We start from the raw sequence: 17,405 nt of genomic DNA on the forward strand, positions 1-17,405 counted from the left end.
AGCCGGCTATGCAGTGGCCGGCGTCAGACAGAAACCAATCCCCATGGCAGGCTGTTCATCACCTCATGGCCATCCGGCGTGATCAGCAACTGGTTCTCGATGATCATGCCGCCGACGCCATCCACATACCAGGGCGTTTCGAAGGCGACGACCATACCGGGCTCCAGCACGACGCTGCTGGTCGCGGAAAAGAACGGCCACTCCTCGCTGCCGAGCCCTGCACCGAGACCATGGCCGAAATGGCCGCGGCTGAAACCCGGAAAGCCCGCTTTCGCCATCGCAGCACACGCCGCCTTATACACCGCCCGCATCTCGACGCCTGGCCGGATCTGCGAGAGGCCCGCCTCGAAAGCCTGAGACAGCGCGTCGAAGAGACGGCTCTGCAACGGCGTGGGGGCACCGCAGACGAACGTCCGTCCGGTATCCGACGTATAGCCACTGATCAGGCAACCCACATCGACCTTAATCAGCGATCCCGGCTCCACCACCCCACCCCGCGACCAGGGATTGGCGCCGACCGACACATATTCCCAATGTCCTGTCAGGTTGTGGATATCTCGCTCCCGCGCCGCCGCCTGCACGGCCGACGTCCAGACCTCAGCCAGCGCATCGCGCGTCTGCCCGGGCGCGATCGCGGCCGCCAGTGCGCCAATCCCGACCTCGGCCAGCGTGACGGCGGTTCGCAGATGTTCGATCTCCGGCGCCGACTTCACCATCTTCAGGCGGCGAAGCACATCGCTGCCATCGACCAGCCGGCAACCGGGCAGTGCCGCCGACAACGCGGCGAAATCCGAAACCGAAAGGCTGTCGAGCTCGACGCCGACACGCGCGCTGCCAAGCTTCCGGGCCGCCAGAAGATCGCCGGCGAGGCGAAACCCGAGCGCCGCATCGAACGTCTCCGGCCGCACGAAGCCAGCCGCCCGGCCGGAGCCTGCCCACGCAGCGGCAATAAGATCGGGCGCAGGCTGGGACGCGTCGTGCGGCCTCACATCCGCCGTCTCCACCCAGAGCGGATGGATGCGGATATCAGTGACCGCGCTCGATGCCCGAAAACTCTCCGCGAACAGATCGCTGACGACGGCACCGATGGGCAGACCCGAATCTGCGGGAACGAGTGCCGCGACGGCCCCGGCACGCCGCCACATCGTGCCGACACCGGGGCTCGCACCCGTCGCATAGGTAAAGCCTTCCGGCGTGAACAGAAGAAGCGCATCGAGGCCGGCCGCAGCCATGAGCCGTGCCGCCCTGTCCCTGTCGAGATACGTCATATCCGTCTCCATTCGCCCGGGCTTCATTGCGGTCTGTACGCTAGAGTTTGTCAGGGATAAGTGGAATCCGGTTATCCCGAAGAGACAAACGACAACAAAGGAATCTAGAGTCTGGCTGGTTCAGAATGAACCTGACAGACTCTAAATATTGCCCATGCAGAGATATTTCATGTCGAGGTAATCCTCCATGCCGTGCCGCGACCCCTCGCGGCCGATCCCCGACTGTTTCAGCCCGCCGAACGGCGCCGCCTCGGACGACATGCGGCCTGTATTGATGCCGATCATGCCGTAGTCCAGCGCCTCGGCCACCCGCCAGACTTTCCGCAGCTCGGTGGCATAGAAATAGGCCGCAAGGCCGTAGATCGTGTCGTTCGCCTGATGGATCACGTCCTCGACCGTTTCGAACCTTATGACCGGCGCAACCGGGCCAAACGTCTCGTCGCAGGCGACCAGCATGCCGTGATCCACATGGGTCAGCACCGTCGGCGCAAAAAAAGTCCCGGTCTCGCCGACCCGACCGCCGCCGCAGAGCACCTGCGCACCGCGCAACACCGCATCCTCGACATGATGCGTCACCTTGCGCAGCGCCGCCTCGTCGATCAGCGGGCCGACCGAGACGGTGGGCTCGAAACCATCCCCGACACGCAGATCGGCGACATGCGCCGCGAGCTTTTCGGCAAAGGTGTCGTAGACCGCGGACTGGACATAGATCCGATTGGCCGAGGTGCAGGTCTGCCCGGCATTGCGGAACTTCGCCTGCACGGCGCCATCGACCGCGGCATCGATATCCGCATCGTCGAAGACGATGAACGGCGCGCTCCCGCCAAGCTCAAGGCTCACCTTCTTGATCTGGTCGGCACATTGCCGCATCAAAAGCCGCCCGACCTCGGTGGAGCCTGTGAAGCTGATCTTGCGCACCTTCGGATGCGTGCAGAGCTCATAGCCCACCGCCTGGCCCTCGCTGGCAAGGACGAGCTGGAACACGCCATCGGGAAAGCCGGCATCAAGCGCCAGCCGCTGCAGCGCGACGGCCACCAGCGGCGTCTGTTCGGCCGGCTTCAGGATGACCGGGCACCCTACGGCCAGCGCCGGCGCGACCTTTCGCGCCACCATGGAGGCCGGGAAATTCCACGGCGTGATCGTGCCGACGATGCCGACCGGCTGCTTGATCACGAACATCCGCCGGTCCGTGGACGGTGCCGGAAACGTTTCGCCATAGACGCGCTTTGCCTCCTCCGCATACCATTCGATATAGGCTGCGGCATGCTGCACCTCCGAGCGCGCCTCGCCCAGCGGCTTGCCCATTTCGGCGGTCAGGATCGCGGCGAGATCGTCGATATGCGCGAGAACGAGATCGTGCCAGCGCCGCATGAGCTGGCTGCGGTCCTTGGCGGGCAGCCCCGCCCAGGCCGGCTGCACCACCGATGCCCGCTCGATCGCCGCACGTGTTTCCGGCACGCCCATATCCGGCAGGGTCGCCAGCAGAACGCCGGAAGAGGGATTGCGGACCTCGAACGCCGCACCCGTCACCTCGGCCTCGGCAAGGATCCGCGGATCCCGGAGATGGCGGGTGAGGTCGGATGTGACACGCATGGCAGGCTCCCGGATCAAGGCAATTCCCCACCTCGTCAGGCGTTCTAATGCCCCGGGGAGAAGGCTCCGGACATTGCGGCGATTGTCCCGACATGACCAATGAAATCCGCTGATCGGATGACCACACCGGCGAATGATAGAGGCAAACGATCGTCAAGCGTCGATGGCTGCAGCGGGAAATGCGACCCGCGCCTTCAGGCCGCGGCCGGTCCCGCCCTCGTCCACTAAGGTCGGCCCGAGCGAAAGGCGACCCTCGAAGCGAACCGCGATCTCCTCGACGATCGGCAGCCCGAGCCCAAGACCCGGCGCCTCGCTCTCGCCGCGGGCAAAGCGCTGGCGCACGGCGGACAATCTTTCCGGTGGAATTCCCGGCCCGTTGTCCTCGACATCAAGGAACACAACGGCCAGCTCGTGGCCCACCCTCACCGTTACCTCGGCACCCTGTCCGGCATAGGCGAGCGCATTTTCCACGAGGTTGCGCAGGAGTTCGCCGATCAGCAGCGGCTCCGCGGCGATGAAGGCCGTTCCCTCGCCTTCGAAGCCGAGATCGATACCGGCATCGGCTGCACGGGGCACGTATTCCGCCGTGATCTCCCGCACAACCATCGTCAGGTCCATCGGCACCGGAGTGGTCGACGATCCCGATCCCGTCGCATCGATCTTTGCCAGAAGCAGCAACTGCGCAAGAATCCGTTCCGCATGACCGACGGCCTCGTCGCTGCGGGCGATGAACGTCTTGATGTCCTCCGGCTTTTCGGACCGGGCCGCGAGCGCGAGCTGCGTACGCACCACGGCGAGCGGCGTGCGCAGCTGGTGGCCCGCATTGCCGGAGAAATGCCGCATGGCATCGAGCGACGATTGCAGCCGCACCATGAAGGAATTGACCGTCTCGACCAACCCTTCCACCTCCCGCGGCACGGATTGTCGGATCGGGCGCAGATCGTCCGGACTGCGCTCGGCGATCGCGTCGCCCAGCCGGTAGAGCGGACGAAGCGACAATGTGACGGCGATCCAGACGATGGTCGCCGCCCCGAAGATCAGGAGGAACAGGCGTAGCGCCGAGCGAAACAGCAGCGCACGGGCCAGCTGCTGCCTCGCCACCGTGGTTTCCGCCACCGTCACGACGAAGGGTACGGAATTGATCCCCGTCGAGGCGGAGCGTTCAAGCGCGGCGATACGGATCGGCTCTCCGCGATAATCCGAATCGAGATAGACGGCCTGCCGCCCCTGCATTTCGGCGATGCCCGGCAGCGTCCGGTAACCGGTGATGAAATGGCCGGGCGGCCCATCGACCCGGTAGAACACCCGGTCCTGCGCTGCCGAGGTCAGCATTTCCAGCGCGACATAGGGCATATCGACCTCGAGCGTACCGTCTTCCGCAACGACGACGCGGTCGGCGATGGCGAGCGCCGATCCCGCCAGCACACGATCCGACACGCTGTTCGCCGTCTTCATGGCTTCCCGATAGGTATCGCCGAGCGCGATGATGCCGATGACGGCCGTGGCCGCGAGCAGCCAGGCGAGAAGCCGCCTGCGCAGCGAATGCGCTGCCCGCACCCCGCTCATGCCATGTCCGGCGCAGGGTCGGCCGGCACCGCCGCCTTGTCGAGATAATAGCCGATGCCGCGCGCCGTGCGCACCGTCAGCCCATAGGGCGAGAGGCGCTTGCGCAGGCGGCTGACATATTGCTCGATGGCATTGGGGCTGAGATCGTCGTCGAAGGCCGTCAAAGACTGCATGATGGCGTCCTTCGCCACCACCTTCCCGGCCCGCATGAACAGGATCTCCAGAAGCCCGGTCTCGCGCAGGGGAATGTCGATGGGGATGCCGTCGGACGAAAAGGTCCGCGAGGTCAGGTCCAGCGAAACCGAGCCGAAGGTGACCATGGAAGAGCGCAGGCCTGCCTGCCGCCGCAGGAGAACACGCACGCGCGCCTCGAACTCGCCGATGTCGAAGGGCTTGATCATATAGTCGTCGGCGCCGAGATCGAGCCCGCGCACCTTCTCCTCCGCACTCCCCCGCGCGGTGAGGATCAGTACGGCCGACCGGTTCTGCCGCGCCCGCATGGAGCGCAGCACGTCGAGCCCGTCCATCTCGGGCAGGGTCAGATCGAGGATCACGAGGTCGAACCGCTCGGTCGCCGCCGCCGCATCGGCCGAGGCACCGTCGCGCACCACGTCCACGGCATAGCCGCTGCCGCGCAGGATGGCGGCAAGCCCCTCCGACAGGACCTTGTTGTCTTCGACCAGAAGAATTCTCAAAACGCGGCGGCTCCTCGACGGGGGCGATCCTAGAATAAGTCCCCGCACGGACAAAACGATTTCCAGCCACATCGCGCCATCGATTTGGAATGGCAGAGGAAGCCGGCTTGCCCACGCTTGTGCGAAGGCCACCGCTGGCGCACACTCCGCCGATGTTTCGCCTCGCCGCAGCCCTTCTCCTGTTTCTCGCCGGTCCGATCGCTGCTGTTGGCGCGCCCGATTTTTTTCCCGCACGATCCGGCAGGACGGATGCGCCGGTGCTCAACGTCTATTCCTCGCTGGACGATCCCCTGGCGCAGCCGCTGATCAACGGGTTCCAGTCCGCCAATCCCGACATTGCCGTTCGCCATGAAAACATGCTGACCGGCGAGATCTACGACCGGATCGTCCGGGAAACGGATGCCGGACAGAAGACGGCGGACTTCGCCTTTTCCTCGGCGATGGACCTGCAGGTGAAGCTGACCAATGACGGCTATGCCCAGCCAAGCGACCTGCCCCTCACCCGCTCCTGGCCGGCCTGGGCCAACTGGCGCAACACCGCCTATGCCCTGACCTTCGAGCCGGCCGTCTTCGTCTACCACAAGCCGAGCTTTGCCGGCCGCAAACCGCCCTCGACCCGCGCGGAGTTCGTGCGCTTCCTGCAGGAGGCGGGCAGCAAGGCCTTTGGCCGCATCGGCACCTACGATATCGAGCGTTCCGGCGTCGGCTTCCTGTTCATGGCGCGCGATCAGGAGCAGTTCGGCGACATCTGGTCGGTGATCCGCGCCATGGGCGAGGCCGGGGTCAAGCTTTATGCCACGAGTTCCGATATTCTGGAGCGGGTCGCCGATGGGCGCTTCCTCCTCGGCTACAACATCGTCGGCTCCTACGCGGCCGATTGGGCCGAACATCATCCCGATCTCGGCATTATCCTGCCGACCGACTACACCGTCGTCATCTCCCGGATCGGCCTCGTGCCGGAGGCAGCCGCTGCACCCGAACTCGGACGGCGCTACCTCGAATTCTTCATGTCCGCCGAGGGTCAGTCGATCATGGCGCGCGAGCTTCATATCGCCGCCGTCAATCCGGACGTGGCCGGCGACAACACGGCAAGCACGTTGCAGGACATTCTGGGCGCGCAGCTGCGTCCCGTTCCCGTCAGCCCCGGCCTGATGGTCTATCTCGACCAGGTGAAGCGTGCCCGCCTCATCGCCCGCTGGAAGGACGTGCTCGGCCTCCCTGAACCGTGACTCCCAGACGGAAACCAAAGCCCCCGCGAAATCTGGCGCGATCTATCCTGAGTTATGCACGGGATGCATGGATGTCAGGTTGATGTCAGCTTACTATGGTGGCTTAGTGGTGTTCGTCAGCCGTGGAGGCGGTGACGAAGCGGTGCGGAGGAGTGTCTCACCCAAAACGGCCCGAGCGAAGATCCCTCGATCTCACGCGCGCCTGTTCCACATACTCCTCGCGTCAAGACTCGAAACAAAGCGCGCAAACGCGCTGACGGAGGACGTCACCTTGAAACAGTTTCTCATTGCATCCCTGATCGCCGGTGCCATGGCGCTCCCAGTGGCCGCTGCCGACTACACCATCATCGCACCGGCCAACCCCGGTGGCGGCTGGGATCAGACAGCGCGCTCCATGCAGACCGCCCTGCAGCAGGAAAAGATCTCCGGCAACGTGCAGGTGCAGAACGTACCCGGCGCCGGCGGCACGATCGGTCTCGCCCAGTTCGCCAGCCAGTCGGCCGGCAACCCCAATGCCCTGCTCGTCGGCGGCTACGTCATGGTCGGCGCCATCCTGACGAACAAGTCGCCGGTTTCGCTGAGCGAAGTCGAGCCGATCGCCCGCCTGACCGGCGAATACGAAGCGATCGTCGTTCCCGCCGAATCGCCGCTGAAGACCATGGGCGACCTCGTCGAGGCGCTGAAGAAGGATCCGGGTTCGGTCTCCTGGGCTGGCGGCTCGGCCGGCGGCACCGACCATATCGCGGTCGGCCTCATCGCCAAGGCAGCCGGCGTCGATCCAACCAAGATCAACTACATCGCGTTTTCGGGCGGCGGCGAAGCGCTGGCAGCCATTCTCGGCAATCAGGTCACCGCCGGCATCTCCGGCTACGGCGAATTCGAATCGCAGGTGAAATCCGGCACGCTGCGCCTCCTCGCCGTCTCCAGCGCCGAGAAGATCGCCGGCGTCGAAGCCCCGACGCTGAAGGAAAGCGGCCTCGACGTGGTCGTGCAGAACTGGCGCATGGTCGCCGCTGCGCCCGGCCTGTCTGCCGAACAGAAGGCCGCCGTTACCGCCGACGTCGAAAAGATGGTGAAGTCCGCCTCCTGGCAGGAAACGCTGAAGACCAAGGGCTGGCAGGACACCTACCTTTCGGGCGACGCCTTCAAGGAGCAGCTCGCCAAGGACGTCTCGGCCACCGAAACCATCCTTAAAGACATCGGTCTCGTTCAATGAGCGAACTTTCGCGCACACAAAGCGCAACCTCGCGCCGCCCCGACAGGGCGGCGCTTGCCGTTGCGGTCTTCCTCGGCGGCCTTGCCGGCCTGATCTTCTGGGATAGCTCCCGCCTTTCGGCCATGGCCAATTACTCCAAGATCGGCCCTGCCACCGTTCCCTTCGTCATCGCTTGGTGTCTTCTCGGCCTGGCCATCTGGACCGCCGTTGCCGCTTTCCGCAGCGAGTTCCCGGCGCGTGAACGCCAGGACATTCCGCCGGTCGCGTGGATCGTCGGGGGTCTCGTCCTGCAGATGCTCCTGCTTCGCATCGCCGGCTTCTCGATTGCCACGGGCCTGCTCTTCGCCTTCACGGCTGCGGGCTTCGGCCGGCGCAAGCTGTGGATCACCATTCCGGTCGGCATCGTGCTCTGTCTCGCCGTCTGGCTCATCTTCGCCGGTCTCCTGCAGCTGTCGCTGCCGGCAGGGCCGCTCGAACACCTCTTCTTTTAAGAGACCGTCATGTCGACATTCGAATTCCTGCTCCAGGGCATCGGCATTGCCATGCAGCCGATGAACCTGCTCTACGCGCTGGTCGGCGTGACGCTGGGCACCGCGGTCGGCGTTCTCCCGGGCATCGGCCCGGCGCTGACGGTCGCACTCCTGCTGCCCGTGACCTACCGGCTCGATCCCGCGGGATCGCTGATCATGTTCGCGGGCATCTATTATGGCGGCATGTATGGCGGCTCCACCACGTCGATCCTGCTCAACACGCCCGGCGAAAGCGCCTCCATCGTCACAGCGCTGGAGGGCAACAAGATGGCCCGGAAGGGCCGGGGCGGGCCCGCGCTTGCCACGGCCGCCATTGGATCCTTCGTCGCCGGCCTCATCGCCACCATCGGCCTGGCGTTCATCGCGCCCTTCGTGGTCAAGGTGGCGCTGGTCTTCGGGCCGCGCGAATATTTCGCGCTGATGGTTCTCGCCTTCGTCACCGTATCCTCGGCCTTCGGGGATTCCACCCTGCGCGGGCTGACCTCGCTCTTCATCGGCTTTGCCCTGGCCATCGTCGGCATTGACCAGCTGACCGGTCAGGCGCGCATGAGCTTCGGTGTGCCGGATCTGCTCGACGGCATCGAGGTGACGACGCTCGCCGTCGCCCTCTTCGCCATCGGCGAAACGCTCTACATCGCCGCACAGGGCGCGACGGGGCCGGACAAGGTCGAGGCCGTCAAGGGCTCGGTGTGGATGACCAAGCAGGATTGGTCGCGCTCCTGGAAGCCTTGGCTGCGCGGCACGTTGATCGGCTTCCCGATCGGCGCCATGCCGGCCGGCGGTGCCGAAATCGGCACCTTCCTCTCCTACGCGACCGAAAAGCGGCTGACGAAGCACCCGGAAGAATTCGGACACGGTGCGATCGAAGGTGTCGCCGGACCGGAGGCCGCCAACAACGCGTCTGCCGCCGGCACGCTGGTGCCCCTCCTGACACTCGGCCTGCCCACGACGGCGACCGCCGCCATCATGCTCGCGGGCTTCCAGCAATATGGCCTGCAGCCGGGCCCGCTTCTGTTTGCGACCAACCCGCAACTCGTCTGGGGTCTCATCGCATCGCTGCTGATCGCCAACTTCATGCTGCTCGTCCTCAATCTGCCGCTGGTGGGCCTCTGGGTAAAGCTGCTGACGATCCCGAAGCCCTGGCTCTATGCTGGCATCCTGTTGTTCGCGACGCTCGGCACCATCGGCGCCAATCCGTCCGTCTTCGAACTCGGCATGCTGCTCGGCTTCGGCCTTCTCGGCTACATCATGCGCATCCTCGGCTATCCCATCGCGCCCGTCGTCGTCGGCCTCATTCTCGGGCCGCTCGCCGAACAGCAGCTGCGCCGGGCGCTGGCGATCAGCCAGGGCGATCCGAGCGTGCTCTTCACCTCGCCGATCGCGGCCGTGCTGCTGACCATCGCAGCGCTGGCTCTGATCGTGCCGCTGATCCTGCGGGCGCGGGGACGCGGACAGGTGCTCTCGCAACTCGCCGCCAGCGAAGACTGATCCGAGGCTTCATCGCCCATGACATCGAATGGCCGGATGCTCCCTCGAGGGGCATCCGGCCATGTCCATTTCCGGCTTAGAACAGCGACAATATAATCGATTTAATTCTGGTGATACTTGTCTCTGCAAACGTCTTAGCGGCGCCCTCGCGAAGTAATATTTTCTTAAGACATCCGTCTTGCTTGCCGCGCATGGCTGCAATGAACTCTTGTGCATTGTGAAAGGGGCTTGGGAAGCCCATCTTCAGGTCACAGAAGAAGAGCAGGAGACGAAGACAATGACCAGCAAGCGTAACATTTTCGGCCGTGCCTTTGCCGTTATCGGTGCCGCATCCGCAGCAGCAGCAGCCATCGAAGGCGGCCGTCGCCCGCAGGCCCGCGACCTCAACACCCTCGGCATCGACCCGACCAGCTTCCCGGCTCCCTATCGCCGCGGTTGATACGACGCGACTGCCGACAAGCAGTTGCAGTAAAAGATTTCGCCTGGGATCATTCATCCCGGGCCGCAAAAAGCCCGCAGGTCCATGACGGACCGGCGGGCTTTGCTTTTGGGGGATAGCGCGTAGACGAGACGTCCCTTCCCACCACGCCCACCGTCTCCATCACAGTCGATAAAAAAACCCGCGGTCCTTTCGAACCGCGGGTCTGTCTGCGAGGAGATTGACGGCGACCTGTGCCGCCAGCCTCGATAATCAATGCGGGGCGACAGCGTCGGCCCCGACCGGGTGATGCTTCTTGTTGTAACGAATGGACGACCAGAGAGCGATGCCGATGAGCGTCGCGCCACCGAGACCGGTGATGACTTCGGGGATATGCACCAGCGTCTGGACGTACATGATCACCGAGAGGATCAGGATCGCGTAGAACGCGCCGTGCTCCAGATAGCGATATTCCGCGAGCGTTCCCTTCTCCACCAGCATGATCGTCATGGAGCGCACATACATGGCGCCGATGCCGAGGCCGATGGCGATGACGAACAGGTTCTGCGTCAGGGCGAAGGCGCCGATGACGCCGTCGAACGAGAAGCTGGCATCGAGCACTTCGAGATAGATGAACGCACCGAGGCCGCCCTTTGCCGCTTCGCTCATCGTCTTCTGCGACGCGTCGAGCAAACCGCCAATGACCTCGACCACGAGGAAGGTGACGAGGCCGTAGATGGCCGAGAAGACGAAGGTCGTGCTCTCGATATCCGGCGTCGCCGCATCGTCCGGGATCAGCGCGGAGAAGGCGAGGATCAGGACGAGGACGAAGGCGATTTCGACGCCCTTGATGCTGGCCGCCGCCGACAGACGCTTCTCGATGAAGGAGATCCAATGGATCTTCTTGTCATGGTCGAAGAAGTAGGAAAGGCCGACCATCATCAGGAAGGTGCCGCCGAAGGCTGCGATCGGCAGGTGGGCATCGTTCATGATGCGCGCATACTCATCCGGCCGTGCGGCGGCGAGGATGATGGCATCGATCGGACCGATGCCGGCCGCGATCACCACGATCAGCAGCGGAAAGACGATCCGCATGCCGAAGACGGCGATGAGAATGCCCCAGGTCAGGAACCGCTGCTGCCAGATCGGCGTCATGTCCTTGAGCTTGTTGGCATTGACGATAGCATTGTCGAAGGAAAGCGAGATTTCGAGCACGGCGAGCACCGTGCAGATGAAGAAGACGGTGGCCATGCCGCCGATCGTGCCGGTCTCGTTCCAGCCGAGCCAGGCGCCGAGCGCAAGACCGAGGCCGGTGACGATGAAGGCCCAGGTGAAATAGCTGAGTGTCGATGTCTGGGTGGAGGGGTTCATGCGCCCGCCCTCCCGTTCGAAGCGACGTTCGCTCCGTTGCTGATCGGATCGGGGGTGGCAAAAAGCGATGCCATGCCCGCACGGGTATGCATCGTCGTAGAGACGTTCTTTGTCATGGGAATTTACATCCGCCGGCTCGGTGTGCTGGCGGTACCGACATCGCGAGAGCGCCGTTAAAACTCTCGCCAGAGGGGCCCGGCACCAAATTCGTCCCGCGCGAGTGTCGATGTCGTATGCGCGGGATTGCTGAACTATCTAGCCATCCCTGATCCCGCGTCAAGATGCCACCCGTGCAACGGAGAAACTCATTTCCTTTTGTCATGAAGCCATCGTCAACCGGCACTGGATCGGGCAGGCCTTTTATGGCAACAGGCAGAGCCTCTTGCCGCGCCTGATCGAGCGCGCATCGGCCCGATCCCCGATCATGCGCCCCGATCCCGCCGAGCAGCCCGCCATGCCCTCAACCGTCCCTCCGAAACCCTCTGCCATTCAACACGGTTCAGCCAGCCTGGGCATCGTCTTCATGCTCTTGGGCATGCTGATGTTTTCGCTGAACGACACGATGGGGAAATGGCTGGTCGAGACCTATCCGGTTCTGCAACTGATGGCGATCCGCAGCGTTGCCGCGCTTCTCGTGCTGCTGCCGCTCGTGCTCCGCCGCGGCATCATGACGGTGATCAGGGTCGAGCGTCCCGGGCTGCAGGCCCTGCGCGCGCTGCTGTTTGCCATCGACGCGACCGCTTTCTACTTCGCCGTCGGCTACATGCCGCTGGCCGATGCGATGATCTACTGGCTTGCGGCCCCCATCTATGTCGCGGCGCTGTCGCCCTTCCTGCTTGGCGAAAAGGTCGGATGGCGACGCTGGACCGCGATCCTCATCGGCTTTGCCGGCGTGATCATCGCGCTCGATCCCTCGCGCGAAAGCCTGTCGATGCCCGCATTGGTCGCGCTCTTCGGCAGTGCCTGCTTTGCCTTTGCCATCATGCTCGGCCGCACGCTGCGCACCACGCCGGATACGACGCTGGTCGTCTGGCAGTTCGTCGGCTCGCTGGTCTTCTCGCTCATCGGCGTCGCCGTCGTCCCCGGCAGCTGGAAGCCGCTCGATCCCGCGACGATCCTGCTTCCGGCCCTTCTCGGCATCGTCGCCATGCTCGCCCACGTGCTCGTCAGCCGCTCTCTGAAGCTTGCGGATGCCGCGACCGTCGTTCCTCTGCAATACACGCTGCTTTTCTGGGCGGTGGTCTTCGGCTGGATCTTCTTCGGAGATACGCCACGCCCGACCGTCATCATCGGCGCCGCCCTCATCGTTGCCTCAGGTCTCTTCATCTTTTTCCGTGAGCAGACGCTAAAGAAATTTCGGCAGGTCGACGAATAGCGGCCTTCTCCGTTGCCAAAACAGTTGCGATCCTTATGCTGGTCAACCAGAGAGATCCGGCGGTCGTCGCTCCGAGGGCACCACGACGTCACTTGGGAAGCCCGCCCGGAGCATGGGAAAAGAGCAGCCGCAACCAGAGCGGACGGCACAATGGGAGAGAGTGAATGGGACTGATCAGCCTTCGGCAATTGCTGGATCATGCGGCCGAAAACGACTATGCGGTACCGGCCTTCAACGTGAACAATCTGGAATATGTCCAGGCGGTCATGCGCGCGGCGGACAAGACCGACAGCCCCGTCATCCTTCAGGCCAGCCGCGGTGCGCGGGCCTATGCCGGCGATGGCTTCCTGCGGCACCTGATCCTCGGCGCGGCCGAGGAGTATCCGCACATTCCGATCTGCCTTCATCTCGATCACGGCGACCAGCCCTCCACCTGTATCTCCGCCATCACCAACGGCTTCACCTCGGTCATGATGGACGGCTCTCTGCTGGCCGACGGCAAGACGGTGGCAAGCTATGAATACAACGTCGCTGTCACAGCCGAAGTCGTGAAGATCGCGCATGCGGCCGGCGTCTCGGTCGAAGGCGAACTCGGCTGCCTCGGCAATCTGGAAACCGGCGCAGGCGAGAAGGAAGACGGGCACGGCTTCGAAGGCAGGCTGACGCGCGAGGAACTGCTGACCGACCCGGAACAGGCGCTCGACTTCGTGAGTAAGACCGGCGTCGATGCGCTCGCCGTCGCCATCGGCACCAGCCATGGCGCCTACAAGTTCACCCGCGCGCCGGATGGCGACATCCTGTCGATCGATACCATCGAGAGGATCCACAAGGCCCTGCCCAACACGCACCTCGTCATGCACGGCTCCTCCACGGTGCCGCAGGACCTGCAGGACCTCTTCACCGCCTATGGCGGCGAGATGACCCAGACCTGGGGCGTGCCCGTATCGGAAATCCAGCGCGGCATTCCCTTCGGCGTGCGCAAGGTCAATATCGACACCGACCTGCGCCTGGCGATGACCGGGACGATCCGCAAGTGCTTCAAGGAGAAGCCGGAGAACTTCGACCCGCGCAGTTACCTGAAGCCCGCGACGGCCCTGATGACCGACGTCTGCCTGGAGCGTTTCGAGGCCTTCCGGACCGCCGGCAAGGCATCGTCGATCCGCATCAAGCGGATGGCCGATATGGCGGCCACCTACGCGAAGATGGCCTGATCCACGTGCCGGACATCGATAGCAAAAACGGGCGGCCTTCCGCCTCCCGCACCGCCCCGCAGGAGGGGACGGCCGTTCACCTGCCCGCACCCGTGGTCGTCATGGGCGTCAGCGGCTGCGGCAAAAGCTCCGTCGGCGAGGCCATCGCCGCGGCTTTTGTGACCGACTTCATCGAGGGCGACGCCCTGCACCCGCCGGAGAACATCGCCAAGATGTCGGCGGGCACGCCACTGACCGATGAGGACCGCTGGCCGTGGCTCGATGCCATCGGCAAGGCCCTGCATCAGGGATCCGACGCAGGTCACGCGGTCGTGGTGTCCTGCTCCGCGCTGAAGAAGGTCTATCGCGACCATCTGCGCAAAGCCGCAGGCGGCAGGCTTGCCTTCGTCTACCTCACGGGCACCCGAGCCGTCCTCGAATCCCGCATGGGCCATCGCACCGGCCATTTCATGCCCACCTCCCTGCTCGACAGTCAATTCAGAACGCTGGAGCCCCCGACGGGCGAAGACCTCGTCGTCACCGTGGATATCGACCGACCGCTCGACGCCGTTATTGCCGCCGCCCTGGAAGGCCTCGCCGATCTGCGGACCGCGTGAGAGCCTTCCTGCGGGATGTCCTTCGTCTCCGGCACCCGATCTGCGTCATTTTTGACGCAGCCCAACCCGGCCTGTCCTGAAGCGCACGCACCCCGTGACTCCGACGTCAAAAGCGCTTTAAGGACGTTCGGTAAGGCGGCACCCGTGATTCTCCACCGCTCGCGACACCGGGAAACGCAGCCGAGGAGATGTGAGGCGGTAACCGCAGGCGATGTCATGACGTCGTCACATGAGAATGACACGCGTGCCGCAAACGACGGCAAATACCACATCCGCTTCGACAGGCGTCTCCCGGTGCTCGGACGATGTGGAACAGGAACGACCGCCAAGGCTTTGCCGAATGCGCAAAGACCGGAAGCAGGCCATGATCGAGGATGCGATGCGCTACGCCCTTTATTTCACCCCACCGAAAGACGATGCCCTGACGCTGGCCGCCGCGGCCTGGCTGTCGCGCGACGCCTTTCTCGATGGCCGGGTGCCGACACCCGAGGTTCCCAGCTTCACGACGGAAGAGCTGGGCACGCTGACGGCGGAACCGCGGCGCTACGGCTTCCACGCCACGCTGAAGGCACCCTTCGAGCTTGCGCCCGGCCGCACGGAAACCGAGCTGCTGGCAGCCCTCGATGAATTCTCCGCCGAAAGCGAACCCTTCGAGATCCCGTCCCTGACGCTCGGGCAACTCGGCCCCTTCTTCGCGCTCGTTCCCGGCGCGCCCTCGGATGCGCTCTCACGCTTCGCCGCCGAGACCGTGCGCCGGTTCGAGCCCTTTCGTGCGGCCCTGTCGGCAGAAGACATTGCCCGGCGAAATCCGGAAATGCTGCCCACAGCACAGCGAGAGAACCTGGAAAACTGGGGTTACCCCTATGTTTTCGACGAATTCCGCTTTCACATGACGCTGACCGGTGCGGTTCCCGAGGTGAGGCGCCCGGCCGTGCGGGCAGCGCTCGAAGAGGCGTTCGCCGGCTTCCTGGACAAGCCACTGCCCGTGACCGCACTCGCGCTCTTCATCGAGCCGAAGCGCGGCAGCCCCTTTACCGTCCACTCGCTGATGCCGCTGGGCGACGCCGCGACCGAAGGAGACAGATGAATGGCCCTTGAGCAGATCTTCACCAATGCCAGCATTGTCCTGCCGGATGAAATCGTAAAAGGCTCCGTCCTCGTACGCGACGGAGAGATTGCCGATATCTCGACCGGCGCGCTTCACAGCGGCGAGGACTTCGAGGGCGATTACCTCATTCCGGGCCTCGTGGAGCTGCACACCGACCATCTGGAAACGCATTATTCCCCACGCCCCGGCCTGCGCTGGATGAAGATGGCGGCGATCCAGGCGCATGACGCGCAGATCGTAACCTCCGGCATCACCACGGTCTTCGATTGTCTGCGCATGGGCTCTGCAGAGGGCGACGACGGCTTTGCCACGGGCGAAATGCGCGCCATGGCCGATGCGCTGGCCGAGGCCGAGCGGGAGAACCGCCTGCGTGCCGACCACCGCATCCACCTGCGCTGCGAGGTCTCGACCGACAACGTGCTCGATCAGTTCGACGCCTTCCGCGACGATCCGAAGGTCGGCCTCGTCTCGCTCATGGACCACGCGCCGGGCCAGCGCCAGTTCCAGACGATGGATCAGTACATCCTCTACTACAAGATCAAGCGCGGCCTCTCGGACGAGGCCTTCGCGATCTATGTCGAGAAGCAGCTGGCGCTGTCGGAGCGCAATTCCGCCCGCCACCGGATCGCGCTCGCCGACATCTGCGCTGCCCGCGGCATCCCGATCGCGAGCCACGACGATGCGACGGCGGCTCACGTGACGGAATCGATAGACCTCGGCGTCAAGCTGGCGGAATTCCCGACCAGTCTGGAGGCCGCCGATCTCTCCCACGAGGCCGGCCTCAGCGTGCTGATGGGCGCGCCGAACGTCGTGCGCGGCGGCTCGCACTCCGGCAACATCGCTGCGCGGGATCTCGCCGAGCGCGGCGTGCTCGACGTGCTCTCTTCCGACTACGTGCCCTTCAGCCTTATCCACGCCCCCTTCCTGCTCGCCGATGCGATCGAGGGCTTCGGCCTGGAAAGAGCGATCGCGCTCGTCAGCGACAATCCGGCCCGCACGGTCGGTCTCGACGACCGAGGACGGATTGCGATCGGCCGCCGTGCCGACCTCGTGCGTGTCGAGCGGCCGAGCGGCGTGCCGATCGTCCGCTCCGTCTGGCGCAACGGGCGGCGTGTCGCATGACCCCGGATCACCCGACGGGCGGCACCGGTGCCATGATCGTCGTCGTCGGCCCCAGCGGCGCCGGCAAGGACAGCGTCATCGACTATGCCATGGCCCGGCTGAAGGCCCGATCGGCCGAGGTCGAGCTCGTCCGTCGCGTGATCACCCGCGCGCAGGATGCCGGCGGAGAGGATCACGAAGCGATCTCGCCCGAGGATTTCCGCGCCCGTGCCGAGCAGGGCGCCTTCGCCGTGCATTGGGAGGCCCACGGCCTTCATTACGGCATCCCCGTCGCGTGCCACGCCAAGCTCGAGGAGGGACGCACCCTGGTTGCCAATGGCAGCCGCGCCGTGCTCGACAGTTTTCGAGACGCGTTTCCGCGCGTGGCAGTCGTCAATATCGTAGCGTCGCCCGAGGTCATCGCGGCCCGGCTGATCGCTCGCGCCCGGGAAAGCGAAGCCGAGATCCGCCGGCGTCTCGCCCGCCAGGTGCCGGATATCGATGGGGACCCGCACCTGACCACCATCGACAATAGCGGCCCGCTGGAAGAGGCCGGCGAGCGCTTCGCAGCCTTCGTGCTGTCGCTGGCGAAAGCCGAAGCGAGTTAGTCCAAGGAATGAGGGCGGATAACGCGCCCTCA

Annotated in this window: 16 protein-coding genes; 11 read left to right on the top strand and 5 right to left on the bottom strand. The window is 64.6% G+C overall.

The features are described 5' to 3' along the window. Window positions 1-23: 23 nt before the first annotated feature. From G8E10_RS10705 to G8E10_RS10720, 4 genes are all read right to left on the bottom strand, one after another. Entirely contained in the window at window positions 24-1,268 is a 1,245-nt protein-coding gene (locus G8E10_RS10705) for a M24 family metallopeptidase (protein WP_167128636.1), read from the bottom strand. A 141-nt stretch (window positions 1,269-1,409) separates the two neighbouring features. After that, window positions 1,410-2,861, bottom strand: coding sequence for an NAD-dependent succinate-semialdehyde dehydrogenase (locus G8E10_RS10710; protein ID WP_167128640.1), 1,452 nt, complete (start codon window positions 2,859-2,861; stop codon window positions 1,410-1,412). Between the two features lie 153 nt (window positions 2,862-3,014). Then, complete coding sequence (locus tag G8E10_RS10715) at window positions 3,015-4,418, bottom strand: sensor histidine kinase N-terminal domain-containing protein (RefSeq protein ID WP_167128859.1); 1,404 nt, start codon at window positions 4,416-4,418, stop codon at window positions 3,015-3,017. A 5-nt stretch (window positions 4,419-4,423) separates the two neighbouring features. Next, the gene (locus G8E10_RS10720) at window positions 4,424-5,122 is read right to left on the bottom strand and encodes a response regulator (protein WP_132448789.1); all 699 of its coding nucleotides are present in this window, start codon (window positions 5,120-5,122) and stop codon (window positions 4,424-4,426) included. Window positions 5,123-5,274: 152 nt separating this feature from the next. On the opposite strand from G8E10_RS10720, the gene G8E10_RS10725 reads away from it, so the two are divergent. The 5 genes from G8E10_RS10725 to G8E10_RS10745 all read left to right on the top strand — a co-directional run bounded on the left by G8E10_RS10725 (window position 5,275) and on the right by G8E10_RS10745 (window position 10,024). Beyond that, window positions 5,275-6,351: an ABC transporter substrate-binding protein gene (locus G8E10_RS10725; protein ID WP_167128861.1), complete on the top strand. Its 1,077-nt coding sequence runs from the start codon at window positions 5,275-5,277 to the stop codon at window positions 6,349-6,351. 271 nt (window positions 6,352-6,622) lie between these two features. Then, window positions 6,623-7,567, top strand: coding sequence for a Bug family tripartite tricarboxylate transporter substrate binding protein (locus tag G8E10_RS10730; RefSeq protein ID WP_110801207.1), 945 nt, complete (start codon window positions 6,623-6,625; stop codon window positions 7,565-7,567). After that, on the top strand, window positions 7,564-8,058 hold the full coding sequence (locus G8E10_RS10735; RefSeq protein WP_110801111.1) for a tripartite tricarboxylate transporter TctB family protein: 495 nt from the start codon (window positions 7,564-7,566) through the stop codon (window positions 8,056-8,058). The genes G8E10_RS10730 and G8E10_RS10735 overlap by 4 nt, the downstream gene beginning before the upstream one ends. 9 nt (window positions 8,059-8,067) lie before the next feature. Next, complete coding sequence (locus tag G8E10_RS10740) at window positions 8,068-9,585, top strand: tripartite tricarboxylate transporter permease (protein WP_110730386.1); 1,518 nt, start codon at window positions 8,068-8,070, stop codon at window positions 9,583-9,585. A 277-nt stretch (window positions 9,586-9,862) separates the two neighbouring features. Continuing rightward, a complete protein-coding gene (locus tag G8E10_RS10745; protein ID WP_092931024.1) occupies window positions 9,863-10,024 on the top strand; it encodes a hypothetical protein in 162 nt (53 codons plus the stop codon). A gap of 252 nt (window positions 10,025-10,276) precedes the next feature. On the opposite strand, the gene G8E10_RS10750 is transcribed toward G8E10_RS10745, so the two are convergent. Beyond that, entirely contained in the window at window positions 10,277-11,374 is a 1,098-nt protein-coding gene (locus G8E10_RS10750; RefSeq protein ID WP_110801112.1) for a DUF475 domain-containing protein, read from the bottom strand. A gap of 454 nt (window positions 11,375-11,828) precedes the next feature. On the opposite strand from G8E10_RS10750, the gene G8E10_RS10755 reads away from it, so the two are divergent. The 6 genes from G8E10_RS10755 (at window position 11,829) to phnN (ending at window position 17,373) form a co-directional block, all read left to right on the top strand. Beyond that, window positions 11,829-12,749, top strand: a complete 921-nt coding sequence (locus tag G8E10_RS10755) for a DMT family transporter (RefSeq protein ID WP_167128865.1) — start codon at window positions 11,829-11,831, stop codon at window positions 12,747-12,749. Window positions 12,750-12,913: 164 nt separating this feature from the next. Beyond that, complete coding sequence (fba, locus tag G8E10_RS10760) at window positions 12,914-13,960, top strand: class II fructose-bisphosphate aldolase (protein WP_110801113.1); 1,047 nt, start codon at window positions 12,914-12,916, stop codon at window positions 13,958-13,960. A gap of 101 nt (window positions 13,961-14,061) precedes the next feature. Beyond that, window positions 14,062-14,556 (top strand): gluconokinase, encoded by a 495-nt coding sequence (locus tag G8E10_RS10765; RefSeq protein WP_167128868.1) that lies wholly within the window; start codon window positions 14,062-14,064, stop codon window positions 14,554-14,556. Between the two features lie 379 nt (window positions 14,557-14,935). Beyond that, window positions 14,936-15,643: a DUF1045 domain-containing protein gene (locus tag G8E10_RS10770; protein ID WP_167128871.1), complete on the top strand. Its 708-nt coding sequence runs from the start codon at window positions 14,936-14,938 to the stop codon at window positions 15,641-15,643. Next, window positions 15,644-16,786 carry an alpha-D-ribose 1-methylphosphonate 5-triphosphate diphosphatase gene (locus G8E10_RS10775; RefSeq protein WP_167128643.1) on the top strand — a complete coding sequence of 381 codons (1,143 nt, stop codon included), beginning with the start codon at window positions 15,644-15,646 and terminating at the stop codon, window positions 16,784-16,786. Beyond that, window positions 16,783-17,373, top strand: a complete 591-nt coding sequence (phnN, locus tag G8E10_RS10780; RefSeq protein ID WP_281517508.1) for a phosphonate metabolism protein/1,5-bisphosphokinase (PRPP-forming) PhnN — start codon at window positions 16,783-16,785, stop codon at window positions 17,371-17,373. Before G8E10_RS10775 ends, phnN begins: the two co-directional genes overlap by 4 nt. The last annotated feature ends 32 nt before the right edge of the window (window positions 17,374-17,405 follow it).

It is taken from the genome of Ferranicluibacter rubi, assembly GCF_011603255.1.
Taxonomy (GTDB): Bacteria; Pseudomonadota; Alphaproteobacteria; order Rhizobiales; family Rhizobiaceae; genus Ferranicluibacter; species Ferranicluibacter rubi.

Excerpts from the sequence above, each read along its gene's own strand:
- G8E10_RS10745 (WP_092931024.1), top strand. The coding sequence starts at position 9,863 with ATGACCAGCAAGCGTAACATTTTCGGCCGTGCCTTTGCCGTTATCGGT.
- G8E10_RS10765 (WP_167128868.1), top strand. The coding sequence starts at position 14,062 with ATGGGCGTCAGCGGCTGCGGCAAAAGCTCCGTCGGCGAGGCCATCGCC.
- G8E10_RS10725 (WP_167128861.1), top strand. The coding sequence starts at position 5,275 with ATGTTTCGCCTCGCCGCAGCCCTTCTCCTGTTTCTCGCCGGTCCGATC.
- G8E10_RS10735 (WP_110801111.1), top strand. The coding sequence starts at position 7,564 with ATGAGCGAACTTTCGCGCACACAAAGCGCAACCTCGCGCCGCCCCGAC.
- G8E10_RS10740 (WP_110730386.1), top strand. The coding sequence starts at position 8,068 with ATGTCGACATTCGAATTCCTGCTCCAGGGCATCGGCATTGCCATGCAG.
- fba (WP_110801113.1), top strand. The coding sequence starts at position 12,914 with ATGGGACTGATCAGCCTTCGGCAATTGCTGGATCATGCGGCCGAAAAC.
- G8E10_RS10750 (WP_110801112.1), bottom strand. The coding sequence starts at position 11,374 with ATGAACCCCTCCACCCAGACATCGACACTCAGCTATTTCACCTGGGCC.
- G8E10_RS10705 (WP_167128636.1), bottom strand. The coding sequence starts at position 1,268 with ATGACGTATCTCGACAGGGACAGGGCGGCACGGCTCATGGCTGCGGCC.
- G8E10_RS10755 (WP_167128865.1), top strand. The coding sequence starts at position 11,829 with ATGCCCTCAACCGTCCCTCCGAAACCCTCTGCCATTCAACACGGTTCA.
- G8E10_RS10775 (WP_167128643.1), top strand. The coding sequence starts at position 15,644 with ATGGCCCTTGAGCAGATCTTCACCAATGCCAGCATTGTCCTGCCGGAT.
- G8E10_RS10710 (WP_167128640.1), bottom strand. The coding sequence starts at position 2,861 with ATGCGTGTCACATCCGACCTCACCCGCCATCTCCGGGATCCGCGGATC.
- G8E10_RS10770 (WP_167128871.1), top strand. The coding sequence starts at position 14,936 with ATGCGCTACGCCCTTTATTTCACCCCACCGAAAGACGATGCCCTGACG.
- phnN (WP_281517508.1), top strand. The coding sequence starts at position 16,783 with ATGACCCCGGATCACCCGACGGGCGGCACCGGTGCCATGATCGTCGTC.